We start from the raw sequence: 26,508 nt of genomic DNA on the forward strand, positions 1-26,508 counted from the left end.
AATTTCTTCACTCTTTTTCCCGAGAGCTCGATAATTTGTTATAAAGGCAGGTCTCCTGGCTTGCGTCTTGTTGTTTTCCTTCCCATCACGCAGGGCGTGACAGTGGCTTTGCAGTTTACAACAAGCGTTCGTTTAAGAACTTAGCTTACAGTTGCGGGTACAGCTCAAGATTTTACTTGATTCCCTTTTAATGTGTTCATCAAAACACAACCTTATTTTGCCGCAAAGATAAAGTTAAAAATACGGATTATTCAAATTTGTTTCACTAATAAGCCTTAAAAGTGAAACAAATAAGGAATTTATAATTCGATTCTTATAACTTGTCCAAAATCTACTTTATTCTGAAATGCTTCCTTTAAAGGTAATGAAGTTTGATGACATAATATGCTTCGAATGATTCCTGCGTGTGCCACAATGACTATCGGTTGTTTTATTTTAGAAATTTTTTCAGATAAAAAATCACCGACTCTTTCGTGTAATTCCGTGAAAGATTCGCCATTTGTAGCTTTAAGATTGACAAAATCTTCCATCCACGGATTGAGTTCTTCGGGCGGAATTTCATTCCAGTTTTTTAGCTCCCAGTCGCCAAAATTCATTTCCATCAAACGTTTGTCTTCCTGATAAGAAATTACCTTTATATTTTCTTGAATATGTTTAGCTAAAATCACACAGCGTTTTAATGGACTAGAAAAAATGAAGGCTTCAGAAGGCAATTCAGAAATAATCTTACTGAAAACTTCATCAAAAGGTTTCGCAATAGCAACATCCGATTGTCCGTAGCAGATTCCTTTTTCGCAAATGGTTTCAGTATGGCGGACTAGATAAATTTCCATAAAAATAAAATGCTTAAGTAAAAGATAACTTCACAAACCTGCTGTGTGGCACCAAGGCAATCTCCAGTATAGCCATCAATCCATTTTTGGAAATATTTTGCTAAAAAATATCTTGTTATGAAAACTGGAATAACTGAAAATAGAACTTTAGGATCTAAATAAGAAAATACAAGTAAAGGAATCAACCCAAAAAAGAATGATCCAAAAACTTCTTTCCAGGTAAATTGTTTGGCAATGGGTTTGCTTTTGCTCGAAGCATCTTGACGAGAATATTCATGTGTAAAAATGATACTAATTGCAGCTAAACGGCTCAAGGAATGAGCAGAAATAAACAAAAGCCAAATTTTGAATATTGCCATCGAATCATAAACTTGAAATAGCAAAATAGATTCTGAAAGCAGTTTGAATTTTAGTAGAAAAAGTAAAACCAATCCAATTGCTCCATACGCACCGATTGCACTGTCTTTCATAATCATGAGGATTTTTTCTTTTGTCCAGCCACCGCCAAAACCATCGCAGACATCCGCAAATCCGTCTTCGTGAAAAGCTCCTGTTGTAAGAACTGAAATGATAATTGAAAAAATAACAGCCGTTTCTGTAGAAAGAAACAGAGCAAATAGAGAATAAATGATAAAAGAAATACTTCCAACAATCCATCCGATAAAAGGAAAATATCTGGTTGCTTTGTTTAAATAATCTGGATGATGTGTAATGTTTTTTGGACAGGGGATTCGGGTGTAAAACATTAAACTGGTAAAAAAAATATGGAGTTCTTTTTTCATTTAGTTTTTAGTTGTTTGGCTAAAGCCTTTCTATCTTCCAAATTTATAACCTCCAGATAAATCTGGAGGCAACTCAAAGAAGAAAATTATAAAAAAATATAAATAATTTCACAATTTGAGTTGCCAACATCTTTAGATGTTGGTTTGTTTGTAGACAAAGATGAAGGCTTCAGCCAAACTCTTTAAGTTGTTTAGCTGGAATTCTTTATAGAGTAAATACTTTCATAGATGTTTTAAATATGGTGATAATTAATTTGTTGTTTGGAATGTAATTATTTGGCTAAAGCCTATTTATGTGAATAAATTTGTTACCTCCAGATAAATCTGGAGGCAATTCAAAGAAGAAAAATTCTAAAAATGGAGGATTTTATAATTTGAGTTGCCAACATCTTTAGATGTTGGTTGGTTTATAGACAAAGATAAAGGCTTTAGCCAAACTTTTTTTAAGTATGTTTAAAGCTAAACTTAATCATAAACTCATCATATTCCTCTTGAAATGTTTTCTTTTTATGATATTCTTCCTGATTTTTGATGTAATCTCGAACTTTATCTACAATTGATTGTGAAACAGAAACTGCAAAGTATTCATCCTGCCATTCAAATTTATTATTTGTTAATTGATTTTTATTGATCCAATAAGAAGATTCTCCTTTTAATAATTGTATTGTTTTTTGAATTGTCTGATCGTTTCCTAGTGAAATTAGACAATGACAATGGTCAGAATAGCCACTTATAAAATCTAGATAAATATCTTTTCTTAAGGCATTTTCTTTTATATGATTCCAGACTTTTTCACGTAAATCGACTGAATTCAAAAAAGGAAATCTGTTTTTGGTACTCCAAACACAATGAACATAGATTTTAGTAAATGGCATAGATAAATAGTTTTAAAATTATTTCAAGTTTGATTCAAATTTAAAAACTATTAACAATAAACAGAAAGTTATTTCCTACTTATTCCCGCGCTTTCAAAACTAGCCATTTCATTCAAAAAAGCCTCAGCCGATTTTAAAATAGGAAAAGCTACAGCACAGCCGGTTCCTTCTCCCAAACGCAAATCAAGATTTAAAATAGATTTAGCTTCAAGGTATTCAAGCAGTTTTACATGTGCTTTTTCAACAGAACAATGACAGAAAACAGCATTATTTTTAATGTTAGGATTGATTTTAGAAGCAATTAGATAGGCTACAGTACAAATGAAACCATCAATTAGAATAAGCATTTTGTTTTCAAAAGCAGAAAGCATTCCGCCAGCCATTTGAAGAATTTCAAAACCTCCGAAGTAAGAAAGATGCGACAATAATTCCGCTTGACCAGAATAATTATCAATAGCTTTTTTGAGAATATTTTGTTTCTGAGTTAATTTTTCATCTGAAACTCCTGTTCCTTTTCCAACGCATTCTTCAATAGGTAAACCAGTTAAAAGACTCATTAAAACAGAAGCAGTCGAAGTATTACCAATTCCCATTTCGCCAAAACCGATGCAGTTACATCCTGTTTTTGCAATATTTTCTACGATAGCTTTTCCTTTGTCAAAACACAATTGCACTTCCGATTCGCTCATGGCTGGAACGTGAAGGAAAGATTGACTTCCCTTAGCAATTTTACAATCTATTAATTTTGTATTAGTTGGAAAATCATAATTTACACCAGCATCAACAATCGATAATTTGATCTCGTTTTGTTTGCAGAAAACATTTATTGCCGCTCCGCCCTCCAAAAAGTTGTTGACCATTTGACGTGTCACATCTTGTGGATAATCGCTTACACCGTGATTAGCAATTCCATGATCTGCAGCGAAAACAATAATGTTAGGATTGGTGATTTTTGGATTTAAAGTTTCAAAAACAGTTGCTATTTGAAAAGCTAAGGTTTCTAAAGTTCCCAGTGAACCAACAGGTTTTGTTTTTGAATCTATTTTTTCCTGTAAAAGCTTGTGGAAATCAATTTTGTTATCGTTTTCAGTTTTTACGTTTAATTCAAAATTTGAAATGTTTATTGTATGAATTTCCGAAATCTCTTTGCAGATTGGAGCTTCTGATTTTTGTTTCCAATGCAGTTGTTGTAACATTGGCTGATTGTTGTAATTGGTAGCTGGTTTTCCGATACAGAAATAACCCAGCGGTTCTATATTTTCAGGTAAATCGAGGATTTTTTTAAATTGATAATAATTTAAAATCGAAACCCAGCCCATTCCGTAACCTTGTTCCGTCAGTGAAAGCCAGATATTCTGAGCCGCACAAACGGAACTGAATTTTACTGCTTCGTTACTACCGATTGTTCCAATCGTAAATTGATTCAAAACCGAACGATCGTAAGCGATAATAAGTCCGATTGGCGCTTCTTCAATAGCTTCGAGTTTAAGTGAATTATACAATTCTTTTTGTTCCTCGTTATCGGTAAGTTCTGCTGCTTTTTTGTTGTAATCTAAAAACAGCTTTTTAATCGAGGTTTTAACTTCATTAGATTTGATGAGGAAATATCTAGTCGCATCAGTTAACCCCACGGAAGGCGCCCAATGACCAGCCTGCAAAGCTTTCTGAATTACTTCATCAGGAACTTCATCAGGTGTAAAATGTCGGGTGTCACGGCGTGATTTTAGTATGTCTTCTAGATTGCTCATAAATTTCAAATTTCAAAAATCAATATAAATTTCAATTTTCACTTTATGTAAAGATACTCCACGATATTTGAATTTGAAATTTAAAAATTTAGAATTTGTTTTTTGATATTGTCATTGCCATTGAATTTTATCAACCCTTTATTTTTACCGGAATTCCAGAAACCATCAGAACCACTTCATTAGCATTTGATGCCAGAAACTGATTCATCCAGCCTTGCAGTTCTACAAATTTTCTTCCGATATGAGTTTCTGCATGAACTCCCATTCCGATTTCATTTGTTACAATAATGATATTAGCGTTTTCTTGATTGGCAATGGCAAGGAATTCTTCTTTTGCTTCTTCTAAACTTAGTTGAACATCATTTTTAGTATCCACAAAAAAATTAGTCAACCAAAGTGTAACACAATCTATTAAAGCTGTTTTTCCGGAAAAATCAATTTTACTTAAATATTTTTCCTCTTCGATATTCGTCCAACGTTCGTCTCTTTCCTGCTGATGTCTGTCAATTCGGTTTTGAAAATCAGAATCCCATTTTCTCGCAGTTGCAACGTATATTGGATTATCGGAAAGTGTTAAGGCTAAGTTTTGTGCATAACTGCTTTTTCCTGAACGCTCGCCGCCGGTTATTAGGTAAATCATTTTTTTAGGGAAGTTATAAGTTATGGGTTAAGTGTTGCACTGTGAGACAAAGATAACGAAGAGTTTCTCAATTCATGACATATAATTCTTAACCTGAATTACTTTTAATAAGGACAATGTCGGCAGTTATTTCCACAGCAGGTTCCTCTTTTTAAATGGTACCAGGTTTTAAAAACCATATTTCCATTTTCAATATAATAATCAATACCTTCAATTAATGTGTTTGTTTTGGGTAAGGAAATAGCTTTGTTTTTAGGAGCGTTTGAAGGATTTATAGTTTCTACATAAGCATCAATTTTGTCTTCACATGCTTCTTTAAAACATGTTGGACAAAGGCAATCTCCTCCTTCAGAAAGAGAAAAAATGGGTGGGTAGTCATTGCACCAGCATTTTTTTTCTACAGATATATCTCCACAGCTGAATTCAGATTCACAGCTTGAGCAAATTTTCATTTTTGTGGTATTCATGTTGTAAAGATACAATTGTTTAAATTTGTAAGAATAAAGGTAAACAAAAAAAATATAAAATACTTTACCTTTGTCACTATCCAAAACATGAAACATGAGACATTTATTACCGAAAATGGTTTTTATAGCTTCTTTTTTTATCCTGACAGGTTGTAAGAAGAATGAAAAAACGGAAACTGTAAAAACTGAAGACGCAAAAAACAGTATCGAATATGCGAGCGGACTTTCAATCGTAAAATATGATGATTATTCAGTTGTAACTGTCTCAAATCCATGGCCAAATGCCAATAAAGATTTCAAATACATTTTAAAAGAAAAAGAAGCAAAAGTTCCGGACAGCCTTCAAAGTTATACTACAATTCAAGTTCCGTTAACTTCTGTTGTGGTAACTTCAACTACTAATATTCCTTTTTTAGAAATGTTGGAAGTAGAAAATAATTTGGTTGGTTTTCCGCATACTGATTATATTTCTTCAGAAAAAACAAGAGCTTTAATTGACAAAGGTTCTGTGAAAAACGTTGGACAAAATGAAAAACTAAATATCGAACAATTAATCGAGTTGTCTCCGGATTTGATTGTCACTTTTGGAGTAGATAACAATAATCCAATGTTGGATAATCTGAAAAAAAGCGGATTAAATGTTTTAATTCAAGGCGACTGGATGGAACAATCTCCCCTTGGAAAAGCAGAGTGGATTAAACTTTATGGTGCTTTATTTGGTAAAGAAGAGCAGGCAAAAGAACTTTTTGATAAAATTGTTCAAAGTTATAATCAGGCGAAAAAAATGGTGGCTGATAAACCTGCAACTTCAAAAGTTTTATACGGTTCTATGTACGAAGATGTTTGGTATGTCGCCAAAGGAAACAGCTGGGTTGCCGAGTTTATGAAAGATGCAAAAGCCAATTATTTGTGGGCTGATTTAAAAGGAAGCGGAAGTGAAGGTTTGTCTTTTGAAAAGGTTTTAGACAAAGCCAAAGATGCAAATGTCTGGATTGCTTCAGGTTCCTTCAAAAGTTTAGAAGAATTGCAAAAGGCAAATCCGCATTACGGAGAGTTTGATGCTTTTAAAAATAAAACAGTTTATAATTTTGAAGGCAAATTAGGAGCGACCGGAGGTACCGTTTATTACGAATTGGCTCCAAGCCGTCCTGATTTGGTTTTAAAGGATTATATCAAAATTTTTCATCCTGATTTATTATCAGGTTACGAATTTACTTTCGCATCAAAACTGAATTAAATTGGCAAATAAAAAACGAAATACCATTTTATTTGTCATTTTGGCGCTGGGACTTTTGCTGATGTTTTTCGCAAGCATTAGTTTAGGTTCTGTTATGATTCCTGCAAAAGATGTTTTTAACAGTTTAACTGGAGGACATGCGACAAAATCGACTTGGGAATATATCATTATAAATTACCGTTTACCAAAAGCAATCACCGCAGTTTTGGTTGGAAGCGGACTTTCAATCAGCGGACTTTTGATGCAGACTTTATTCCGTAATCCGCTCGCTGGGCCTTATGTGTTAGGATTGAGTTCGGGAGCAAGTTTAGGAGTTGCTTTTGTGATTTTAGGAGCAGGATTTCTGCCTTCTTTTTTAAGTGTAATTGCCTTGTCTTCTTATGGAATTGTTTTAGCCTCTACAGCCGGAAGTACATTGGTTTTACTTTTGGTTTTAGTAGTTTCACAAAGATTGCGTGACACGATGGCCATTCTGATTGTGGGGTTAATGTTTGGAAGTTTTACCACAGCTATTGTAAGCGTTCTGACTTATTTCAGCACAGCCGAACAGCTTCAAAAATTCACTTTTTGGTCAATGGGAAGTTTAGGAAATCTTTCATGGCCAACGATTGGCATTTTGACAATTTGCATTGGAATCGGGTTGCTTTTAAGTGCCAAAAGCATAAAACCTTTAAATGCATTGCTTCTTGGAGAAAATTATGCCAAAAGCATGGGGTTGAATTTTAAACAAGCAAGATTAATAATCATCTTTGCCACAAGTATATTATCCGGAGCGATTACGGCCTTTGCGGGGCCAATAGCTTTTATCGGATTAGCAGTGCCTCATATTGCAAAACTGACTTTTCAAACCAGTAATCATACCATATTATTTTGGAGTACTTTATTTTTTGGTTCGATTATAATGTTGTTTTGTGATATTGTTTCACAAATGCCAGGATTTGAAGTTACGCTTCCAATCAATGCGATAACGTCTATTATTGGAGCGCCGGTTGTAATTTGGCTTTTGGTAAGAAAAAGAAATTTTAAGTAAAAGATTACAAATTTTAATATCTTAGTTTTTTTAAACACATAGAAACATAGATTACTATTTTTTCTGAAAGTTAATTTTGAAAATTTACTAGTAAATTAAAACATAGACTTTGCGAAAATGGAACATGTTCTTTTAAAAATTAAGATAATGATTACTCAGAAATATTTAGATGAATTGACTTTCAGTGTTATAGGGGCTTGTATTCAAGTGCATAAAACGATTGGAAGAGGATTATTGGAAAGTGTTTATCATGAATGTTTAAAAGAGGAATTGAGTTATCGTAAAATAAATTTTTTCACAGAAATGAATGTGCCTTTGATTTACAGAGATAAAGAATTAAATGCTAATTTAAAATGTGATTTATTTATTGAAAATTGTTTAGTTGTAGAATTAAAAGCAACATTAGAATTAAATCCTATTTGTGAAGCACAGTTAATGACTTATATGAAACTCTTAAAAGCACCAAAAGGCATTTTGATTAACTTTAATTGCTTTAATATTTTTAAAGAAGGTCAAAAAACATTCGTAAACGAATATTACAAATTACTCCCAAAGATTTAAACTCAAAGCTATGTGTTAATTTACTAGTAAATTTTCAAATCAACTCTCAGAAAAAGGAAAAAACCTATGTTTCTATGTGTTTAAAAAATAACCACAATGATTAAAAGTATCTTAAATACATCAAATTTAAATATTGGATATAAATCCAAGAAAGGTGTTACAACTGTTGCCAAAGATCTGAATTTAAATCTGGATTCAGGAAAACTGATTACTTTAATAGGAGCAAACGGAATTGGAAAATCGACTTTACTTCGGACTATAACCGGAATTCAAAAACCTTTATCAGGAAATGTTTATTTGAATGAAAAAGAAATTTCACATTATAAACCTTTAGAACTGGCGCAGAATTTAAGCTTGGTTTTAACCGAAAAACTGCCTCCAAGTAATTTGTCTGTTTTTGAATTAGTCGCTTTAGGTCGTCAGCCTTATACCAATTGGGTGGATAGTTTGTCGAAAGAGGATATTGAGAAAGTTCAGGAAGCATTGCGTTTAACTCAGATTGAACACTTAGCTTCAAAAAAACATTTCGAAATCAGTGACGGACAATTGCAGAAAGTCTTAATTTCAAGAGCTTTAGCACAAGATACGCCGCTGATTATTTTAGATGAACCTACAACACATTTGGATTTATTGCATAAAGTTTCTTTATTTAAATTATTGAAGAAACTAACACAAGAAACTGAGAAATGTATTTTGTTTTCAACCCACGATATCGATTTGGCCATTCAGTTAAGTGACGAAATGATTATTATGACACCGGAAAATATTGTACAGGATCAGCCTTGTAATTTAATTTCTAATGGTAGTTTTAATAATTTGTTCAAAGACGAACATATTATTTTTGATGCGGAAAAAGGGAAGTTTATTGTGAATTGATTTTCAGTCTTTCCTGCAAGGTTTTCCAAACCTTGTAGGTTTAAATTTTAGATTTTGATGGAAAATAACAAATACCTACAAGGTTTGGAAAACCTTGCAGGAACGTAGTAACTATTTTTTCAATCCAATTTGTCTTTTAGCTTCACCAACCACAAATGCAACTGAATTCGCAATATTAAAACTACGAATCAGTGGAGACATCGGAATTGTCAAATGATTTTCGAATCTCGCCATAAATTCTTTGCTTAGACCAACGCTCTCTTTTCCAAAAACCAGCCAGTCGCCATCCTGAAATTCATTTTCCAAATACGACTTTTCAGAATGGGAACTCATTAAAAATACACGAGACTGATCCGGAATCTGTACAATCCATTCCTCAACGTTTTGATATTCGGTAACATCAAGATGTACCCAATAGTCCAATCCCGAACGTTTTAAGTTTTTATCATTAATGACAAATCCGAAAGGATGAATTAAATGAAGTCGGCTTTCTGTACCCACACACAATCTTCCAATATTTCCGGTATTATTTGGTATTTCAGGTTCTACGAGAACTACGTTTAGCATTTTCTTTTTTTAAGTTATGAGTTAAGGGTTCAAAGTTATGAGTTCACAAAAAAATATCAAATTGGCATATTTTCTAATTATCCAATTGAAAATCTGAAACTTCCAAAACTTCTCCCGCTTTTAAGTTTTGCAAATATACATTTCCTATTCGTACACGAACCAAACGTAAGGTTGGAAAACCAACTGCAGCAGTCATTTTTCTAACTTGGCGAAATTTTCCTTCTCTAACTGTAATCGAAGCCCAGGAAGTTGGGCCATGACGTTCGTCTCTGATTTTTTTGGCTCTTGTCCCAAAATCAGGAATTTCGTTTACGATAAAAGCTTTGCAGGGTTTGGTTTTATATTTTCCTCCATCAAGACCAATTTCGACACCTTTTTGCAATTGTTCTATTGCTTCGGGTGTAATTAATCCGTCAACCTGGACGTAATATTCTTTGTCGACTTTTTTGCTTCGCACGAGTTCACTCATATTTCCGTCGGTCGTCAGGAGAAGAAGGCCTTCAGAATCTTCGTCTAATCTTCCAATTGCCATTGTTCCTTCAGGAAAATTATGTAATTCGCCCAAAAGCTTTTTCTTTCTTTTTAATTCATAAATAAATTGGCTCAAATAGCCGTAAGGTTTAAAAAGAATGAAGTGTCGATGCATTTTTAATTTTTTGCAAAGATAGTTCTTTCATAAAATAAAAAGAGAACATTTAGTATGGTAAGTCTGAATGGGATTTCATTTTTTTAATCCATTGATACACAAACCAAATCGCGGTAAGAACAAAAACGCCGAATAAAATAGTATAGTAATCAGTAAAAAAATCATGAAAATAACTTCCAACAAAAATATAGGCAGAAGCCATGCAAAGTTTGATGAGAATAAAGTCGGCATTAGACCAGCTGGTTTTGATTTTTAAGAAATTCATGGTTTGAAATTTAGTTAAACATTGAAATATTGTAAACCTCACAATAAAATTATGAAAAATTTTCTGTCAAAAACCAAAAGCAATGTTAAACCACTTAATTATGAGAACTATAATTCGTAATATTATAATAGAAACTAAAAAGAATAAAGCCATGGAAACGAATAATTTAGGAACAAAAAAGATAAACGGTACTCAAAAAAATATTGATGAATCTAAAGGGAAAAATGTTTCTCACGATAAAGAACTGAAAGATTCAAAATTGAACAAGGAAGTGGTAACTGATGCTGACGGAAATAAAAAGATAGTAGATCGTGCGCGAAACGAAAATGAAGATATTAAAACCAAACCCTCGAATACAACACCAAAAAATCCAAATGTAAATCGTGGCGTAATTTCTGACGAAGAAGCAAAAAAAACAGTAGAAAACAAAGACCGAAATTCTGATATAACACCAAATCGATATCCAAATTCAAACCCTGAAAGTCATAAGGACAGAGGTAATATGAAATTAGATGAAGACGAGTAATAGTAATACGAAATTTTGACGAAATAGAGGTCATTTTAATATCAAATAACATAAGATTAGCGCTAAGCGTTAATCTTATTGTAAACTCTTGTCAAACCTTGAATATGCAGGGATATCTTCGTAAATTTAAGGTATAAATTTAAAACATAAATAAAATGGCACTTTTAGAAAATAAAGTAGCTTTTGTATCTGGCGGCGGTTCGGGAATCGGACGCGCAGTGGCAGAAGCCTACGCTCGAGAAGGAGCAAAAGTAGTAGTCTCTGATATAAACGTAGAGCACGGTGAAGAAACCGTAAAAATCATAAAAGAAAAAGGCGGGGAAGCTTTTTTTGTAAAAGGGGATTCATCGAGTGCAAGTGATAATAAACATATGGTAGAGGTTACGGTTTCAAAATACGGCCGACTAGACATTGCCTGCAACAATGCGGGAATGGGTGGTCCTGCAAAACCAACTGGAGAATATGAACCAGAAGCTTGGGACAAAGTAATTGCATTGAATTTAAGCGGTGTTTTTTATGCCTGCCGTTATCAATTGGAACAAATGGAAAAAAACGGCGGAGGAAGCATTGTTAATATTGCCTCTATTCACGGACAAGTTGCAGCACCAAACAGCGTAGCATATACAGCAAGTAAACACGGTGTTGTGGGTTTGACCAAAAATATTGCAGTTGAATATGCACAGAAAAACATTCGCTGTAATGCTGTTGGCCCTGGTTATATCGAAACAGCTCTTTTAAAAGACAACTTAAATAAAGATATGATGAATGCCGTTGCAGCAAAATCGGCAATGAACCGTTTAGGAACGGCCGAAGAAATTGCGGAATTGGTAGTTTTCTTGAACTCTGATAAATCATCATTCACAACAGGAAGTTATATTATTGCCGATGGAGGTTATACAGCGGTATAATATTTTAGAGAATAATATTTTGAATTAGAGAAAGCAGTAAGCAAAGGTTTACTGCTTTTTTTGTTTTGAAAACCTTATCATTTGTAGGAAACATGGTGTTTCAAAAGTCAAAGCAAAGCATAAATGTTTTGAATTATATTTTAAATATTTCACTTTTTGTTGTTTTTATTTTATTATCTTTAGAGTAATCCTGAATTTTATTATACATTATTTACAAAAAACCAAACATTAAGTTTATGGTTTTATAATATTGGCTTAACTTTAAAGGAGATAAATTTGACTTCTAAAAACTCTATTATTTAACGTATGAAAAAACTTTACTTATCACGCCTTTTTTGGGCTTTACTATGTTTTTTTGGCTGTGTTTCTGGAAATCTTTTTGCACAGACGATGCCAGAGCCGCAGACTTTACCCTATAGACAAGAATTTACTAATTTAGCGGCAGATTATCCAGATGGGATACAAGGCTGGAATGCAAGCACGCCTTCAAGCTCAGCTATAACTACACCTTCATCTTTTACTACTACAGTTTTATCAGATAAAACCATGTCTGCTGGCGGTTCAGCTACTTCTGCATCAGGGAATATTTATAATTTTAATGAGAGAATTGGTTTTTTAAATGCTGGGAATTTTCTTGATCAATGTATAGCTCTGGCTTTAAAAACTACTGGTAATACTGACATAGAGGTGCAATATGATGTAATGGTAATTCGTAATCCATATGGTACTGGTACAAATACTCGTATTAATGAAATGGCTTTACAATATCGAGTGGGTGTAACAGGAAACTTTATAACATTGGATAGAACTTATTTTCAAAATAATACAACTACACGAACAAGTGAAAGCGCCACATCACAAAGTGAGCATATAACGGTAATGCTTCCTGCAGCATGTAACAATCAAGAAATAGTTCAGATAAGATGGATTACGAGACAAGTTTCAGGAGGAGGATCTCGTCCATCATTTGCAATTGATAATATTGATGTTAGAGAAAGTAATGATCAAAATCCGCCAGTTAATGTTTCTGGTTATCCAAAAACAGATAATATCTTGGCGCAAGGTTTTGATTTCATCAATAAAATAAATGAAATTGGAAAAACCTATTTTGTATTACTTCCAAATGGAAGTGCTGCACCAACGGCAGTACAAGTAAAAGCGGGTCAGAATTCAAATGGAGCTTCAGCTTTACAGTCAGGGGTCTTAGATATTACAAATGCATCTCAGGAATATGTAAAAACTTTTTCAAACTTAAGTTTAGGGACAACATATTCTGTTTTTTCTGTTTCAGAAGATCAAGTTGGGAATATTCAAACAGTAGTAAATAAGGTTGACGCTACAACATTAAGTGTTATTCCTCCTGCTCTATCTACAACTGTTGATGAGTTAAATTTAGGTGGCTTTGAACCCAATTATGAATCTGTAATTAGAAGTTACCAAATAGAAGCTTCTAATCTTACAGGGAATGTTGTGGTTACTGCTCAATCTGATTTTTTAATTTCAAAAGATAAAGTTACATTCTCATCTTCATTAACATTCACTCCTGCTGATTTTGCTTCTAATGCAAAACCAACAGTTTATGTAAAATATACTCCAACAGCAATTGGCAGTTTTACAGGCTCAATTACTCATGAAACAACTGGAGTAGCAACAAAAATAGTTGAAGCAACAGCTTATGGAATTAATCCTTTGGTACAAAATTTTGATGATCCCAATGTGCTTTTAAAGAACGTATGGACACAATACAATGAAGCTGGGCCAGTAAACAAATGGGCATATACTGCAGCAACTAGAAATGTAAATTCAGGAACTGGTGCAGTTCTTATGAATGGTTTTTCAGATTCTGGAGCAAGTAAAGATTGGTTGATTTCTCCAAAATTGCGTTTAGATAGTTTTACTGAAATTCCTTCATTGTCTTTCTATTCTCGTCAATATTTTGAAGGACCTGCTTTAAAATTAATGGTTTCTACGGATTATGACGGAGTAAGCAGCCCAAGTACAGCAACATGGACAGCCTTAGAAGGTAAATTTCCAGGTAATACAGCAACTTATACAAAATCTGAGTACATCAATTTAACAGCTTACAAAACAAGTCATACTTATCTAGCTTGGGTTTACGAAACAACTTCTAGCGGAAGTGGTAATGCCGCAGAATGGTCTTTTGATGATTTTGCAATTACAAGCGAAACCAAATATGTAGACTCAAATCCAATTTTAGATTTTGGAGATGCAAGTCCAAATTCATTCTCAGCAAGCCAGTCTTTTGTGTTTACGGCTGCAGGGTATGATGATATAACAATTCAGGCTCCGGCTTCCTATCAATTATCATTAGATAATATTTCGTTTGGATCAAGCGTTGTGGTTTCTGCCACAGATGCATTCGCAGGAAAAACGGTTTATGCAAGATTTGCCCCAACAGTTAAAGAATTAACGATTTCAGGTGTTCTAACCATAACAGGAAATTCATTAAACAGACAAATAGGATCATTTACAGCTTCTTCTTGGCCTAAAGCTGATACTTTTGATGTAGTGACTTATAATGTATCGTTTTTTGGATCAACAAATAATAACTATGGTCCTGCAAACAATGCATTACAGGTTGAGAATGTGGCAAAAGTCATGAATAAATTAAATGCAGACGTATATGCGCTTCAAGAAGTTTCAAGTGACACTGAAATAGATAACTTAATTTTGAAGCTAAATATAAACGGAAAAACTTTCGCAAAGGCGACTTCGACATCTTGGTCATATTCATGGCAGAATCCTCCAAGTGATCCAAATTATCCGCCTCAAAAATTAGTGGTGTTGTATAATACTCAAACGGTTACAGTAAAAAATACAAAAGTATTATTTAAAGAGCTGTACGATCAGGTTCTTGCCCATACTGTAGTTTTACCAAATTATCCAGGACCAGATACTCCAGAGATAAATGATGATAGTTTTTTCGCATCTGGACGTTTACCTTATTTGGTTGAGCTAGAAACAAATATTGGAGGTGTTAAAAAAACAATCAGTTTAATTGATTTTCACGCACGTGCAAACAGTGGAACTCAGGTAATAAAATACGATCAGCGTAAATATGATGTTGATTATTTAAAACAAGCTTTGGATGCGGAATATGGAGATGCTAATATCATCCTTTTAGGAGATCTTAATGATGACGTAAAAGCGTGGGTTGGAAATGCGAACACACCATCTTCTTACCAGAGTTTTGTAGAAGAGACATCGGGCTTTAATCCTTTAACTTTAGAAATCAGTAAAGCAGGAGCCGTAAGTTATTTAAATTACACACCCCCAAGCTTCCTAGACCATATTATCATTTCTAATGAATTAAGTGATCAATATATAGCAAATTCAACGGCTGTCTATGACCCAAGAAATGATATTTCAAATTATATCAGCACAACTTCAGATCACGGGCCAGTGATTGCTCGTTTCGAATTAAAACAAGATGTGCTTTCTACGCCAGATTTTGGAAAAAATAAATATTATGTAAAAGCGTATCCAAATCCAGCAACTGATCTTGTCAGTTTTGATGTGAAAACAACACAAGGAAGAGACTTAAAAATCAGATTGTATGATTTTAACGGACGAGCAATTGGAACTCCGATAAGTGTTAAAAACGAATCAGAGATTAGTACGGCTGTAGTTCCTGTTACAAATCTAGCTTCGGGGGTTTACTTCTATACTGTTTCAGAAAACAACAAAGTAATCTTTAAAGATAAGATTATCAAGAAATAAATAAGCTCAAGATTAAAAGAAAGGCTTCCAGATTTTGGAAGCCTTTTTTATTGAAAATCTACACGAAGATTTTTCTCAATTGATTGAAATCAATTTTATTTGAATTAGTAAGCATTATAAAATAATCTGATTGCCATTTTTGAGTTTTTTGAGCTTGTTTGCTCGTAGTTTCATCCCATGGCGGATAAACTCTTGTCGCTCGAATTCCTTCTTTATTACTTGTCGAAAAAATTCCTTTCTCTAAGAGTATTTTTTTTGGAAATATAAAATGTCCCCAGTTTAAATCCTTTCGAACACTCACTATTACAAAATCAATTGGGTCAGAGTAGTCAAAAGGTTCTATGGTTCCAAATTTATTTCGTTTCCATAAAGTAACAAATTGCCCCGTTTTGCTTGGAGTAATCTTAGCTTCTCTGTAACAAATTTTCTTTTCGCTTAGTAGAAAACGATAGGCGCTATATTCGTCACTTTCATCTTCTTTTTGAAGGGATGCCATTTGTAAGGGAACTTTGTGAAAAACAATTTCTTTGGCTAGTTTTAAATCAGTAGGAATAGAATCAGTAGAAGCATTATCATTCATAAAAAAGGATATTAATTTTTATTGAAAATTACGCTAAAGGAAATTTAGAACGAAACATTCAAACCAAAATTTAATCCCCATTGAAACTGATTGAAAGACTGGCTATTTAGTGGATTGATATAATAATTCATAGCCGGTTCGACAAATACATTAGTTTTTTTGTAAACGCGATATTGAACCGTACTACTCAAAGTTGACCCATAAACATAATCATTTGCACTCATATTTTGTCCAATCGAATGACCGTCTAAAGCTACGTTGTTCGAAATCAGTTTCCCTACAAAACCACCAGTATTCAAATTAATGCTGGCTTTATTTTTATTAAAAACAGAATAAGAAACTTCAAGAGGCATTTCGATATATCTTAAGTTTTGATCTAATTTTCCTGTTTGAATACTGTTATCATTTTTTAATGCCTCTTTTGTACTATTAGAAACCAAAAGATAATCTGGATTATTGCTTACTACAGGTGAAGATGCTACATCTGACATTGCAACACCAGGAATAAAAAGAGCATTAGTTTTTGCACTTACATACGAAACATTCGCAACACTTTGTCCCAATTCATTAATCTTAAAACCAGACCCTACCGCCCATTTTTTATTAATGTTATATCTTGTTTTTACTCCAAAAGAGTTCGATTGTTTAGAATCGTTTGTATTTCCAAGCGTTTTTTCGTTTTTAGTATTTTCAGAACTAGCAACTCCAGCAAAAACGGCAACTGCCCATTTTTCTTTTTTATCAATTAAGTTGTTCTTTTTCTCTTTTTCTTCTTTTTTAGTTTCAGGAGTCAGAATACCTTTTTCTAAATTTTGAAGTTCTGCCAACTGCACCGAATCAACTTTGCTTAAAGCATTACTGTTAAATTTCGAATTTTCCTTTGCATCGGTCTTATAAGCTAACTCTGTTGAAGTATTTTGCCTTGGTGCTTGAACTTGATTTTCTTTAATTACCGAATTGCTTGATTCATTACTTTGCTTTAAGAAAGCTAAATTAGGGTTGTTTTTGGAAGGAGATAAATCTTCAAAAATCGAATTGGAAAGCTGTTTTTTAGCTGTCGAATTAAATTTATTTTGTTTTCCAAAAGCAATTCTTTCTTCATAAATCCCTTTTGAAGCACTCTTCTTGTTGTTAATTAAGATAGTTTTTTTAGAAGATGAAGTTTTAGATTGATCATCAGAAGTATTATAACTCTGAATAGCAAGTGATTGATTTGGAGCATTTACGCTGTTTGGCATTTGCACCTTAGATTCTGAATTCTTTTGATTGGTTTTATCTTTAGAATTATTTGTTGCAACAGCTGTTTCCTGCTCCTGAATTTCTTTAGGATTAGAATTAATTAATTGTTTTTGTGATGGCGAAACAGTGTTTAAAGAGTCTTTTGTTTCACTTGTCTTTTCATTTTGTCCAGCACTCTTGTTTTTAGAAGCATCATTTGCTTTTTCTTCCAAAACTACGCTGTTAGCATCAGATCCTTTTATATTAAAATTTTTATTTTCTGGAGAAGTGAAATGTAAAATTGAAGGCAGAAGCAACCCTAATAATAAGCATGCAGCAGCCGACCACCAAAGAATAGCTCTCTTCTTCTTTTTAGGTTTGTCTAATTTTTCTTCAATCTGCGCCCACAATTCTGGAGGCGGAACACTCGAAAAGTCTTCCATTGATGAAAAAATATCTTCTATTTTGTGCTTCTTCATGCTGTCTTAAAATTTTTTATGCTCAAAATTCGCTTCTGTAAAATATGTTTGGCGCGATTTAAATTTGATTTTGATGTTCCTTCGGAGATTTTTAATAATTCGGCGATTTCTTTGTGTTTCATTTTTTCAAAAACATATAAGTTGAAAACCGTCCTGTATTGATCTGGTAAATCCCGAATATATTCTAGAAGTTTTTCTTGTTCCATCGGAATCGCTTCTAGCTCCTCCTCTTCAATAAAATCTGTATCGGGATCAAAAACATCTAAAAAGAAACTCTCCTTTTTCTTTTTGTTTAAAGTTTCGATGAGCTTATTAATGAAGATCCGTTTGAGCCATCCTTCAAAACTTCCTTCAAATTTATATTGCCCTATTTTCTGAAATACAATTACAAAAGCTTCTTGAAAAACGTCCTTTGCGTCATCTTCATTTTTCATATACTTCAAACAGATACCATACAAAACAGGAGAGAACAACTGATAAATTTTCAGCTGTCCCTCTCTGTCATTTTTTATGCACAGTTTGATGTATTTTTCTAAATTGTCTTTCAAGAAATGGTTCAAATTTGATTTTGCAAAAATAGTTTTAAATAGCTTACAAAACTATCTTTTAAATATAGTTCTAGAACCATCTTGATTGTTACTCACAATCGTTAGGTTTTGATTATCAAGTTTTTCGATGATATAAGTTTTACCTTCAAAGGTCACTAAGTCATGTTCTACTTGATCGGAATAACCTATCCCTTTCTCTATCTGATAAGCACTATTTCTAATTTCTACATTGTTTTTATAGGTAATCACTCTTCCATTTGGAGTAAAGATTACTTTCTTTGTGAAACCAATAGTTTTTGGTGTAGCGAGATAAGGATTGTTTGTTCCTCCAACAGATTTTTCCCAAGTCCAGGTATTTACAATCGCTCCTGAATATTCATTAGAAATATCTGCTGCACAAAAACTGGCAAAAACAAAAAATGCACTAAAAGATACTAAAAGGTGTTTCATAATCGAATTATTTTAAACTTGTGATTTTATCTTGGATCGCTTTCTTAAACGTTTTTATAGCCGCACTTTGATCATCCGTGTCATTGTTATCAATATAAACTTTAGTTACAGCACCGTTTTGACGTAATTCAAAATAAACACCGCCTTGGTCTGCACTGTCTGGAGTTCCATAAGTTTTCGTCTGACCTCTTAAAGTTAGAATTTCAGCAGGAACTTCTTTCAAAAGCAAACTATATTCTCCCCTTTTGATTGTTGGTGTGTATTTGTACTGACCAAATTCGTATTGTCCAGCTGCAACATTTAAGAATTTTAAAGTGTTGTAGTCATTAATTTGATAGAATTTTTGACAATCTGCACCAGTACATTGATTACGGAAGCTTCCGATAACAATATTATCAGGATTTTCAGTTGTTTTATAAAATATAAAACCTTTTGATGTTTTTGGCACTAAAACAAAATCTGTAGGGTAAGTTGGAGTCTGAGTTACTGTTTCACCAGTTGCTGGAGACTTTTCATAGTAATTCACTACAATCTGACAGTTGTTTTCTACAATAGAAGTTATTTTAATTTCATATCCTGTAGATTCTTTTCTACCTGCAAAAATTCCAACTAAATATTGTTTTGTAAAATCGATGTTAGGATCACTTGCAACAGGACAGCTGCCAGCAGTTTTTGTAAATAATTGATTCAATTTTTCTTCAGTTGCAACAACAGTGACTGCAGCAGCACTAGGAGGTGCTTTTACAGTATAATTGCACAATAAAGGAAATCCGGTAAATTCTACATTAGTATTAGCGCCACAGTCAACATAATTATCGTCCCCATTATTAAGAGAGCAGGCACTAAATCCAAAAGCTACAAATAAGCTCAACATTAATTTTTTCATAATTTATTTTAATAGGTTTATATCTTGTAGATAGCGCTTTTAAAAAAAGGTTGCGTAGATGATGCAATTTTTTTTATTTTTTTATTTTGAGTAAAATGTTGGTTTAGTTTGGATTGATTATGAATTCGTGAAATTTCTATTTTTAAAACTAAGCACTACGTATTATTGCGTACTTTTACGTAAAATAAACTTAGTTATGTCTGATTATCTACCATTTTTATTGGGTTTTATTGTAGCGCTTTTTATTGGGTTATACTTAGGGAAAGTACTTGCTGGTTCAAAAACTCAATCAGAAAAAGGCATTTTTGAAGAAAGATTGAATGCTTTAAATGCACAATTGCAAATGCAGAAAGACCAATTTGAAAATGAAAAAAATAATTTTCAGAAACAATTGCAATTTCATCTTTCTGAAAAAGAAAGTATCCGAACAGAAAAAGACAGTCTGGCCATTCAGCTTTCTAAAAAAGAAGTTGACTTTGAAAATCTATGGGAACGTCACAAAGAACAAAAAAGTGAAATCAACGAACTTCAAGAAAAATTTACCAAAGAATTTGAAAATTTAGCCAATAAAATTCTGGAAGAAAAATCGGCAAAGTTTACCGAACAGAATAGCGAGAATATGAAAAGTATTCTTTTACCGCTTCAGGATAAAATTCACATTTTCGAACAAAAAGTAGATCAGACGCACAAAGAAAGCATCGATTACCACGCCGCGCTCCGTCAACAGATTTTGGGCTTAAGCGAAATGAATGCGCAGATGAGTAAAGAAACTCTGAACTTAACCAAAGCGTTAAAAGGCGACAATAAAATGCAGGGGAATTGGGGCGAACTGGTTTTAGAACGCGTTCTGGAAAAATCAGGTTTAGAAAAAGGAAGAGAATACGAAGTACAGCAGAGTTTTACGAACAGCGAAGGGAATCGTGTTTTGCCAGATGTTGTGATAAATCTTCCAGACGGAAAGAAAATGATTGTCGATTCGAAAGTTTCACTCGCTGCCTATGAAAAATGGATTAACGAAGAGTCTGAACTTTTGAAAATAGAGTTTTTAAAGGAACATGTTAATTCGATAAGAAGGCATGTGGAACAGCTTGGCAGTAAAAATTACCACGATTTGTATCAAATGGAAAGTCCGGATTTTGTATTGCTTTTTATTCCGATGGAACCTGCGTTTGCAATTGCTTTAAATGAAGATCCGGCTTTGTACACAAAAGCTTTCGATCGAAATATTGTGATTGTAACGCCAAGTACATTGCTGGCAACTTTAAGAACAATTGACAGCATGTGGACGAATCAGAAACAGCAGGAAAATGCTTTTGAAATTGCAAGACAGGCAGGCGCATTATACGATAAATTTGAAGGTTTTGTTTCCGATTTAGTCCGAATTGGAAATAAAATTAAAGACACCAAAACAGAATACGAAAGCGCGATGAATAAATTGGTCGAAGGAAAAGGAAACCTGATTACAAGTGTAGAAAGACTCAAAAAAATGGGAGCTAAAGCCAAGAAATCACTTCCTGAAAATATTATTACGAGAGCTTTGAATTCAGATGAAAATGAATTATTAAACTAAAAATATATAAACACATAGAAACATAGATTTGGTTTGTCTTTATAAAGAATAAAGAAAGAAACTCGTTTCTAACACATAGTAATGATATGTGAACTTATGCAAGTGAAACGCCTTTTTTATAGATTCCAATGAACTATGTTTCTATGTGTTCAAAAAAAACTAACCATTCCAAAAAAACAAAAAGCATGACTACAGATTTTAAACCCGTTTCTTCATCAAAAATTAGTATATCAGAATTAATGCTTCCGTCGCATACCAATTTCAGCGGTAAAATTCACGGAGGATATATTTTACAATTGCTGGATCAGATTGCATTTGCTTCGGCATCAAAATTCAGCGGTAATTATTGTGTAACAGCTTCTGTTGATACAGTAAACTTTTTAAAACCAATTGAAGTTGGGGAATTGGTCACTATGAAAGCTTCTGTAAATTATGTAGGAAGAAGTTCCATGATTGTGGGAATTAGAGTTGAAGCAGAAAATATCCAGACAGGAGTTATTAAACATTGTAATTCATCTTATTTTACAATGGTTGCGAAAGACAAAGAAGGTAAAAGCGTTCAGGTTCCCGGATTAATTTTGTCCAATTTACAGGAAGTACGTCGTTTTAGAAAAGCAATCAAACATATCGAAGTTCGCAAAGAAATTGAAGAACACGAAAAACTGGCTAATATCAACTCGATTGAAGATTTGGCAAGTTTAGAAAAATATAATGTTCTTTTAGAAATCAGTTAAAATTCTTATATTTAATTCAAACATATTAAATAAAGAAATCATGATAAAGTTTGGATATACAATATTGTACGTTGAAGATGTAGAAGAATCAGTAGCATTTTACGAAAATGCATTTGGATTTCACAGGAAATTTATAAGTCCTGATCACGATTATGCAGAATTAAATACAGGTGCAACCGCACTGGCATTCGCATCAAAAAGTCTGGCATCGCAAAATCTCAGTGATGGTTTTATAGAAAGCAGTTTAGAAGACAAACCTTTTGCTATAGAAATTGGATTTATAGTAGACAATGTTCCCGAAGTTTTACAAAAAGCCACTTCTTTTGGAGCTGTAATTGTTTCAGAACCGGTAGAAAAACCATGGGGACAAGTCGTTGCTTACGCAAGAGATTTGAATGGTTTTTTGATTGAAATTTGTACAGAAGTAGAAAATGTAGTTTAAATGCATTTTACATCGATAAAAGGTGTTTTTAGGTTAAAAATATTCACAAATATTTAGCATTAACTGGAGAACTTAACAAGCATAAATTTCGTAACTTTAAGTGTAATCATTAGGGTTACGAAATTTATTCACGGAGTACTGCCGTTCGATTTTTCCAGATTAGTCGGAATCTAATTTTTTACCTTCTGTTAACCAAGACAAATTGAATGACATAATTGTTTAAATGCAGACGATTATGAAAACAACTACCTTATTATTTTTACTTTTAACTGCTTTTACTGTACTAGCCCAAGACCGTTTTTTTACTAATACGGGTACTGTAAATTTTGAAGCTTCCGTTCCTTTATTTGAAGAAATAAAAGCAGTAAACAGACAGGTTATAATTCTTTTGGAGCCTAAAACCAGTACATTTATTTGTACGGTTATGATCAAAAACTTTCGCTTTAAATTAGATTTAATGCAGGAGCATTTCAACGAAAATTATTTAGAAAGCAACCGTTACCCAAAAGCGGTTTTTAAAGGTAAGATCGAAAAATTCGATTTAAAGGATATTAATGAAATCGAAAAGAAATACGAGATTAAAGGGAAATTAAATATGAAAGGCAAGTCGAAAGAAATTGTCGTGAATGCTTTAATCAAAAGAGTTCCGGAAGGGATTCAGATAATTTCAGATTTTCCGATAACGGTTTCCGATTTCAATATCAAAATTCCAAGTAAAATAGCTTCGAAAATTGCTCAAACTGCCAACACAGAACTGACGGGAATTATTCATGATGAAGAAGGAATGTATGCTACTTTAAAATAAGAGATTATTTTAAGCAGTTTATTAAGGTCTTTTCTAAATCGGTAAACTGAAATTCGAAACCTGTTTTCTGGATTTTTTCAGAAGAAACTCGTTGTCCTGTTAAAACAGCTTCACTCATTTCGCCTAAAACTATTTTTAAAAAGAAAGGAGGAATTTTGGGTAACCAAATACTGTAGTCAAACAATTTGGCGAATGTCTTAGAAAATCTTGAGTTCGTGGTGTTGTCAGTAATACAGGCGTTATAAGGGCCTTCTAATTTTGGATCCTCAATAGCTTTTAAATAAATAGTGCATAAATCGTCAATATGAATCCACGGAAGATATTGTTTTCCCGTGCCTAAAATGGCACCAAAACCAGATTTAAAACTCGGAGTTAGTTTTTTTAGAAAACCTTCATTTTTGCCAAAAACAATTCCGGTTCTTATTTTAACAGTTCTAATCTCTAAAGCGCCAATTTTATCCACGGCGCTTTCCCATTTTTGGCAGGTTGTGCCCAAAAAATCATCTGCCGGAGGCGTATTCTCAGTACATATTTTATGACTCGTAACAGCGCCATAAATTCCAACTGCTGAAGCCGAAACAAAAGCTTCCAGTTTTTTATTGTTTTTTTCTAATACAGAAAGAATTAAATCAATTGGTTTTACACGGCTTTCCAGAATGACTTTTTTTCGTTTATTCGTCCATCTTTTTTCTACAATTCCTTCACCGGCAAGATGTATGATATAATCGGCATTTAAAACCGCATTTTCGTCAATGTAGTTTTTATTTAAATTCCATTGATAATACGTTATGGCAGGAGAACTTTCTTTGGCAGAACGACTCAAAACAGAAACAGTAAATCCAGCTTCAAGAAGAACATCTGTTAAATGTCTTCCAATGAAACCGCTTCCGCCCGTTAGTAGAACATTTTGAGCCATAATAGTTTATAATATATTTAACAGTCTAACTTGTTTAAGGAATAGTAAAGGTACTTAAACAATGTTTACCTTTATGGCAAATTCTAAATTTTAATAAAATGGCGACTAAAAAAAAGGATATTACCAAAGATGACATCGTTTCAATATACATGGAAGAAGTTTTAGAAAAAGGGCAAAAGCCAAAATCGGTTTATCATTTTGCCAAAGAAAATGATTTTACTGAAGCTGAGTTTTACTCCTTTTTTGGAACGTTAGAAGGTTTAGAAAAAGAAATATTCCGACTGTTTTTTGAAAACACAGTTGGATTGCTTCACAAAAATGAAGAATATCAGCAGTATGATATGAAAAATAAAATGCTGAGTTTCTATTTTACTTTTTTCGAAGTTTTAACGGCAAACAGAAGTTATGTTTTGCAGACGCTTAAAATAGACCGAAATCCACTTAAAAATTTAGTGCAGCTGACTACACTTCGCGAAAGCTTTAAGAATTATGTTTCAGAAATCCTGACAGATGATTACAGATTGGAACAGGAAAAATTCCAGAAGTTTCAAGAAAAAGCCATTCAGGAATCATCTTGGTTGCAATTGATGCTGACTATTAAATTCTGGATGGAAGACGAATCGGCTGGATTTGAGAAAACAGATATTTTTATCGAAAAATCGGTTAATGCTTCATTTGAATTAATGAATGTAGCGCCAATGAATCATTTAATAGATTTTGGAAAATTTCTATTTAAAGAAAAAATACACAGCAGATAATGAAAACAATCGATTATATTCCAACTTCAAAAATAGAAAGAGCCGGAAAACTGGTTCAAACCGGAGCCAAAATTGGAGTAAACTACATTAAGCATTATGCCGAAAAAGTTGTAAATCCAGATTTGACCCGAGATAAACTAAACGAAAATAACGCCGAAGATATTTATGACGGACTAAAAAGCTTAAAAGGAAGCGCGCTTAAAGTCGCGCAGATGTTAAGCATGGACAAGAATTTTCTGCCTCAAGCTTATGTGGAGAAATTCTCATTGTCGCAATTTTCTGTTCCACCGCTTTCAGCGCCTTTGGTTTTAAAAACGTTCAAAAATAATTTTGGTAAAACACCTTATGAAATCTTTGATGAGTTCAATCCAAATTCGGTAAATGCGGCGAGTATTGGTCAGGTACATTTGGCTAAGAAAAATGATAAAAAACTAGCGGTTAAAATTCAGTATCCTGGCGTTGCCAATAGTATTTCTTCGGATTTGGCTTTGGTTAAACCAATTGCAATCAGAATGTTTAATCTGCAGGGAAAAGATTCAGATAAATATTTTAAAGAAGTTGAAGATAAACTGATTGAAGAAACGAATTATTTGCTGGAATTAAAACAAAGTCAGGAAGTAGTTGAAGCCTGTCATAAAATTGAAAATATCACTTTCCCGAATTATTATCCGGAGTTTTCATCAGAGAAAATCATTACAATGGATTGGATGACAGGAATTCATCTTTCTGAATTCACAGCTAAAAATACAAATCAGGAAGTGGGCGATAAAATTGGGCAGGCACTTTGGGATTTTTATATGTACCAAATTCATGTTTTACGCAAAGTACACGCTGATCCGCATCCCGGAAATTTTTTGGTTGATGATCAAAATCAATTAATTGCTTTGGATTTTGGCTGTATGAAACAGATTCCTGATGATTTCTACACGCCGTATTTTGAGTTAATCAATAAAAATGTGATTACGGATGAAGCATTGTTTAATAAAAAGTTATTCGAATTAGAAATCCTTCGCCCAGACGATACACCTGCAGAAGTAGAATATTTTACAGAAATGTTTCATGATTTATTGTCACTTTTTACAAGACCTTTTCAAAATGAAACATTCAATTTTGCCGATGAAACTTTCTTTAACGCTATCGCCGAATTAGGAAAACGTTTCTCTGAAGATACTAATTTGAAAAAAATGAACGGAAATCGTGGTTCAAAACACTTTATTTACATGAATCGCACTTTCTTTGGACTTTATAATTTAATGTTCGATTTGAAAGCGAAGATTGTGGTGGAGAATTATTTGAAGTATTAGTTTTTGTTTTATCTGTTTCAGGTTTCAAGTTGGCTCAACTTTATGTATAGACCTTTGTCAAAGTTTAAAACTTTGACAAAGGTTTTTTTAGCCTAGTTTGTCATACCGAGAAACGA

The 26,508-nt window shown here is 33.1% G+C and carries 28 protein-coding genes and 1 riboswitch; of the genes, 13 read left to right on the forward strand and 15 right to left on the reverse strand.

Going from position 1 to position 26,508, the window contains the following annotated elements; translation table 11 throughout:
- Positions 1–28: 28 nt before the first annotated feature.
- Positions 29–230, reverse strand: a riboswitch (cobalamin riboswitch).
- A gap of 69 nt (positions 231–299) precedes the next feature.
- The 6 genes from cobC to P2W65_RS00430 form a co-directional block, all read right to left on the reverse strand.
- Positions 300–833 (reverse strand): alpha-ribazole phosphatase, encoded by a 534-nt coding sequence (gene cobC, locus P2W65_RS00405; protein WP_289662716.1) that lies wholly within the window; start codon positions 831–833, stop codon positions 300–302.
- On the reverse strand, positions 818–1,615 hold the full coding sequence (locus tag P2W65_RS00410) for an adenosylcobinamide-GDP ribazoletransferase (protein WP_289662718.1): 798 nt from the start codon (positions 1,613–1,615) through the stop codon (positions 818–820). Before P2W65_RS00410 ends, cobC begins: the two co-directional genes overlap by 16 nt.
- Before the next feature lie 443 nt (positions 1,616–2,058).
- On the reverse strand, positions 2,059–2,490 hold the full coding sequence (tnpA, locus tag P2W65_RS00415) for an IS200/IS605 family transposase (protein ID WP_289662720.1): 432 nt from the start codon (positions 2,488–2,490) through the stop codon (positions 2,059–2,061).
- Positions 2,491–2,558: 68 nt separating this feature from the next.
- On the reverse strand, positions 2,559–4,238 hold the full coding sequence (cobT, locus tag P2W65_RS00420; protein ID WP_289662722.1) for a nicotinate-nucleotide--dimethylbenzimidazole phosphoribosyltransferase: 1,680 nt from the start codon (positions 4,236–4,238) through the stop codon (positions 2,559–2,561).
- A 130-nt stretch (positions 4,239–4,368) separates the two neighbouring features.
- Positions 4,369–4,878 carry a bifunctional adenosylcobinamide kinase/adenosylcobinamide-phosphate guanylyltransferase gene (gene cobU / locus P2W65_RS00425; RefSeq protein ID WP_289662724.1) on the reverse strand — a complete coding sequence of 170 codons (510 nt, stop codon included), beginning with the start codon at positions 4,876–4,878 and terminating at the stop codon, positions 4,369–4,371.
- 104 nt (positions 4,879–4,982) lie between these two features.
- Positions 4,983–5,345 (reverse strand): C1orf53 family protein, encoded by a 363-nt coding sequence (locus tag P2W65_RS00430; RefSeq protein WP_179006516.1) that lies wholly within the window; start codon positions 5,343–5,345, stop codon positions 4,983–4,985.
- A 94-nt stretch (positions 5,346–5,439) separates the two neighbouring features.
- Here P2W65_RS00430 and P2W65_RS00435 point away from each other — a divergent pair, with 94 nt between their 5' ends.
- The 4 genes from P2W65_RS00435 (at position 5,440) to P2W65_RS00450 (ending at position 9,049) form a co-directional block, all read left to right on the forward strand.
- Positions 5,440–6,582, forward strand: coding sequence for an ABC transporter substrate-binding protein (locus P2W65_RS00435; RefSeq protein ID WP_289662726.1), 1,143 nt, complete (start codon positions 5,440–5,442; stop codon positions 6,580–6,582).
- Between the two features lies 1 nt (position 6,583).
- Positions 6,584–7,612, forward strand: coding sequence for a FecCD family ABC transporter permease (locus tag P2W65_RS00440; protein ID WP_434783351.1), 1,029 nt, complete (start codon positions 6,584–6,586; stop codon positions 7,610–7,612).
- A gap of 147 nt (positions 7,613–7,759) precedes the next feature.
- The gene (locus P2W65_RS00445) at positions 7,760–8,173 is read left to right on the forward strand and encodes a GxxExxY protein (protein ID WP_289662728.1); all 414 of its coding nucleotides are present in this window, start codon (positions 7,760–7,762) and stop codon (positions 8,171–8,173) included.
- Between the two features lie 96 nt (positions 8,174–8,269).
- Positions 8,270–9,049 (forward strand): ABC transporter ATP-binding protein, encoded by a 780-nt coding sequence (locus P2W65_RS00450; RefSeq protein ID WP_434783352.1) that lies wholly within the window; start codon positions 8,270–8,272, stop codon positions 9,047–9,049.
- A 111-nt stretch (positions 9,050–9,160) separates the two neighbouring features.
- Here the strand turns inward: P2W65_RS00450 and P2W65_RS00455 are convergent, their stop codons facing one another.
- The 3 genes from P2W65_RS00455 to P2W65_RS00465 form a co-directional block, all read right to left on the reverse strand.
- Positions 9,161–9,616 (reverse strand): tRNA (cytidine(34)-2'-O)-methyltransferase, encoded by a 456-nt coding sequence (locus P2W65_RS00455; protein WP_289662731.1) that lies wholly within the window; start codon positions 9,614–9,616, stop codon positions 9,161–9,163.
- Positions 9,617–9,689: 73 nt separating this feature from the next.
- Positions 9,690–10,262: a pseudouridine synthase gene (locus tag P2W65_RS00460; RefSeq protein WP_289662733.1), complete on the reverse strand. Its 573-nt coding sequence runs from the start codon at positions 10,260–10,262 to the stop codon at positions 9,690–9,692.
- 49 nt (positions 10,263–10,311) lie between these two features.
- Positions 10,312–10,527, reverse strand: coding sequence for a hypothetical protein (locus P2W65_RS00465; protein ID WP_289662735.1), 216 nt, complete (start codon positions 10,525–10,527; stop codon positions 10,312–10,314).
- A gap of 100 nt (positions 10,528–10,627) precedes the next feature.
- Between P2W65_RS00465 and P2W65_RS00470 the strand changes: the two genes are divergently transcribed.
- From P2W65_RS00470 to P2W65_RS00480, 3 genes are all read left to right on the forward strand, one after another.
- Positions 10,628–11,053 carry a hypothetical protein gene (locus tag P2W65_RS00470; protein WP_289662737.1) on the forward strand — a complete coding sequence of 142 codons (426 nt, stop codon included), beginning with the start codon at positions 10,628–10,630 and terminating at the stop codon, positions 11,051–11,053.
- 155 nt (positions 11,054–11,208) lie between these two features.
- Positions 11,209–11,961: an SDR family NAD(P)-dependent oxidoreductase gene (locus P2W65_RS00475; RefSeq protein WP_289662739.1), complete on the forward strand. Its 753-nt coding sequence runs from the start codon at positions 11,209–11,211 to the stop codon at positions 11,959–11,961.
- Between the two features lie 306 nt (positions 11,962–12,267).
- Positions 12,268–15,702 carry a T9SS type A sorting domain-containing protein gene (locus tag P2W65_RS00480; RefSeq protein WP_289662741.1) on the forward strand — a complete coding sequence of 1,145 codons (3,435 nt, stop codon included), beginning with the start codon at positions 12,268–12,270 and terminating at the stop codon, positions 15,700–15,702.
- 58 nt (positions 15,703–15,760) lie between these two features.
- On the opposite strand, the gene P2W65_RS00485 is transcribed toward P2W65_RS00480, so the two are convergent.
- From P2W65_RS00485 to P2W65_RS00505, 5 genes are read right to left on the reverse strand one after another with little or no spacing between them, the layout of a single operon-like run.
- Positions 15,761–16,282 (reverse strand): MepB family protein, encoded by a 522-nt coding sequence (locus P2W65_RS00485; RefSeq protein ID WP_289662744.1) that lies wholly within the window; start codon positions 16,280–16,282, stop codon positions 15,761–15,763.
- A 44-nt stretch (positions 16,283–16,326) separates the two neighbouring features.
- The gene (locus tag P2W65_RS00490) at positions 16,327–17,979 is read right to left on the reverse strand and encodes an outer membrane beta-barrel protein (protein WP_289662746.1); all 1,653 of its coding nucleotides are present in this window, start codon (positions 17,977–17,979) and stop codon (positions 16,327–16,329) included.
- A complete protein-coding gene (locus P2W65_RS00495) occupies positions 17,976–18,527 on the reverse strand; it encodes an RNA polymerase sigma factor (protein WP_289662747.1) in 552 nt (183 codons plus the stop codon). The genes P2W65_RS00490 and P2W65_RS00495 overlap by 4 nt, the downstream gene beginning before the upstream one ends.
- Before the next feature lie 51 nt (positions 18,528–18,578).
- Positions 18,579–18,977, reverse strand: coding sequence for a hypothetical protein (locus tag P2W65_RS00500; RefSeq protein ID WP_289662749.1), 399 nt, complete (start codon positions 18,975–18,977; stop codon positions 18,579–18,581).
- Between the two features lie 7 nt (positions 18,978–18,984).
- Positions 18,985–19,863, reverse strand: coding sequence for a protease complex subunit PrcB family protein (locus P2W65_RS00505; RefSeq protein ID WP_289662751.1), 879 nt, complete (start codon positions 19,861–19,863; stop codon positions 18,985–18,987).
- 196 nt (positions 19,864–20,059) lie between these two features.
- Here P2W65_RS00505 and P2W65_RS00510 point away from each other — a divergent pair, with 196 nt between their 5' ends.
- The 4 genes from P2W65_RS00510 (at position 20,060) to P2W65_RS00525 (ending at position 23,414) form a co-directional block, all read left to right on the forward strand.
- Complete coding sequence (locus tag P2W65_RS00510; protein WP_289662752.1) at positions 20,060–21,433, forward strand: DNA recombination protein RmuC; 1,374 nt, start codon at positions 20,060–20,062, stop codon at positions 21,431–21,433.
- Between the two features lie 185 nt (positions 21,434–21,618).
- Complete coding sequence (locus P2W65_RS00515) at positions 21,619–22,167, forward strand: acyl-CoA thioesterase (protein ID WP_289662753.1); 549 nt, start codon at positions 21,619–21,621, stop codon at positions 22,165–22,167.
- Between the two features lie 40 nt (positions 22,168–22,207).
- Positions 22,208–22,609, forward strand: a complete 402-nt coding sequence (locus tag P2W65_RS00520; RefSeq protein WP_289662754.1) for a VOC family protein — start codon at positions 22,208–22,210, stop codon at positions 22,607–22,609.
- Positions 22,610–22,844: 235 nt separating this feature from the next.
- Complete coding sequence (locus P2W65_RS00525) at positions 22,845–23,414, forward strand: YceI family protein (RefSeq protein WP_289662756.1); 570 nt, start codon at positions 22,845–22,847, stop codon at positions 23,412–23,414.
- Positions 23,415–23,418: 4 nt separating this feature from the next.
- On the opposite strand, the gene P2W65_RS00530 is transcribed toward P2W65_RS00525, so the two are convergent.
- Positions 23,419–24,330 carry a TIGR01777 family oxidoreductase gene (locus tag P2W65_RS00530; protein ID WP_289662757.1) on the reverse strand — a complete coding sequence of 304 codons (912 nt, stop codon included), beginning with the start codon at positions 24,328–24,330 and terminating at the stop codon, positions 23,419–23,421.
- Between the two features lie 98 nt (positions 24,331–24,428).
- Here P2W65_RS00530 and P2W65_RS00535 point away from each other — a divergent pair, with 98 nt between their 5' ends.
- Both P2W65_RS00535 and P2W65_RS00540 read left to right on the forward strand, forming a co-directional pair.
- Positions 24,429–25,088 (forward strand): TetR family transcriptional regulator C-terminal domain-containing protein, encoded by a 660-nt coding sequence (locus P2W65_RS00535; protein WP_289662758.1) that lies wholly within the window; start codon positions 24,429–24,431, stop codon positions 25,086–25,088.
- Positions 25,088–26,392: an ABC1 kinase family protein gene (locus P2W65_RS00540; RefSeq protein WP_289662759.1), complete on the forward strand. Its 1,305-nt coding sequence runs from the start codon at positions 25,088–25,090 to the stop codon at positions 26,390–26,392. Before P2W65_RS00535 ends, P2W65_RS00540 begins: the two co-directional genes overlap by 1 nt.
- Positions 26,393–26,508 lie beyond the last annotated feature (116 nt).

This window comes from Flavobacterium panacagri (assembly GCF_030378165.1).
GTDB lineage: Bacteria > Bacteroidota > Bacteroidia > Flavobacteriales > Flavobacteriaceae > Flavobacterium > Flavobacterium panacagri.

Coding starts and splice junctions, on each gene's coding strand:
- P2W65_RS00455 (WP_289662731.1), bottom strand. CDS start 9,616: ATGCTAAACGTAGTTCTCGTAGAACCTGAAATACCAAATAATACCGGA.
- P2W65_RS00480 (WP_289662741.1), top strand. CDS start 12,268: ATGAAAAAACTTTACTTATCACGCCTTTTTTGGGCTTTACTATGTTTT.
- cobT (WP_289662722.1), bottom strand. CDS start 4,238: ATGAGCAATCTAGAAGACATACTAAAATCACGCCGTGACACCCGACAT.
- P2W65_RS00435 (WP_289662726.1), top strand. CDS start 5,440: ATGAGACATTTATTACCGAAAATGGTTTTTATAGCTTCTTTTTTTATC.
- P2W65_RS00525 (WP_289662756.1), top strand. CDS start 22,845: ATGAAAACAACTACCTTATTATTTTTACTTTTAACTGCTTTTACTGTA.
- P2W65_RS00505 (WP_289662751.1), bottom strand. CDS start 19,863: ATGAAAAAATTAATGTTGAGCTTATTTGTAGCTTTTGGATTTAGTGCC.
- P2W65_RS00535 (WP_289662758.1), top strand. CDS start 24,429: ATGGCGACTAAAAAAAAGGATATTACCAAAGATGACATCGTTTCAATA.
- P2W65_RS00450 (WP_434783352.1), top strand. CDS start 8,270: ATGATTAAAAGTATCTTAAATACATCAAATTTAAATATTGGATATAAA.
- P2W65_RS00485 (WP_289662744.1), bottom strand. CDS start 16,282: ATGAATGATAATGCTTCTACTGATTCTATTCCTACTGATTTAAAACTA.
- P2W65_RS00510 (WP_289662752.1), top strand. CDS start 20,060: ATGTCTGATTATCTACCATTTTTATTGGGTTTTATTGTAGCGCTTTTT.
- P2W65_RS00465 (WP_289662735.1), bottom strand. CDS start 10,527: ATGAATTTCTTAAAAATCAAAACCAGCTGGTCTAATGCCGACTTTATT.
- P2W65_RS00475 (WP_289662739.1), top strand. CDS start 11,209: ATGGCACTTTTAGAAAATAAAGTAGCTTTTGTATCTGGCGGCGGTTCG.
- P2W65_RS00500 (WP_289662749.1), bottom strand. CDS start 18,977: ATGAAACACCTTTTAGTATCTTTTAGTGCATTTTTTGTTTTTGCCAGT.
- P2W65_RS00540 (WP_289662759.1), top strand. CDS start 25,088: ATGAAAACAATCGATTATATTCCAACTTCAAAAATAGAAAGAGCCGGA.
- P2W65_RS00470 (WP_289662737.1), top strand. CDS start 10,628: ATGAGAACTATAATTCGTAATATTATAATAGAAACTAAAAAGAATAAA.
- cobC (WP_289662716.1), bottom strand. CDS start 833: ATGGAAATTTATCTAGTCCGCCATACTGAAACCATTTGCGAAAAAGGA.
- P2W65_RS00410 (WP_289662718.1), bottom strand. CDS start 1,615: ATGAAAAAAGAACTCCATATTTTTTTTACCAGTTTAATGTTTTACACC.
- P2W65_RS00430 (WP_179006516.1), bottom strand. CDS start 5,345: ATGAATACCACAAAAATGAAAATTTGCTCAAGCTGTGAATCTGAATTC.
- P2W65_RS00520 (WP_289662754.1), top strand. CDS start 22,208: ATGATAAAGTTTGGATATACAATATTGTACGTTGAAGATGTAGAAGAA.
- tnpA (WP_289662720.1), bottom strand. CDS start 2,490: ATGCCATTTACTAAAATCTATGTTCATTGTGTTTGGAGTACCAAAAAC.
- P2W65_RS00445 (WP_289662728.1), top strand. CDS start 7,760: ATGATTACTCAGAAATATTTAGATGAATTGACTTTCAGTGTTATAGGG.
- P2W65_RS00490 (WP_289662746.1), bottom strand. CDS start 17,979: ATGAAGAAGCACAAAATAGAAGATATTTTTTCATCAATGGAAGACTTT.
- cobU (WP_289662724.1), bottom strand. CDS start 4,878: ATGATTTACCTAATAACCGGCGGCGAGCGTTCAGGAAAAAGCAGTTAT.
- P2W65_RS00460 (WP_289662733.1), bottom strand. CDS start 10,262: ATGCATCGACACTTCATTCTTTTTAAACCTTACGGCTATTTGAGCCAA.
- P2W65_RS00515 (WP_289662753.1), top strand. CDS start 21,619: ATGACTACAGATTTTAAACCCGTTTCTTCATCAAAAATTAGTATATCA.
- P2W65_RS00530 (WP_289662757.1), bottom strand. CDS start 24,330: ATGGCTCAAAATGTTCTACTAACGGGCGGAAGCGGTTTCATTGGAAGA.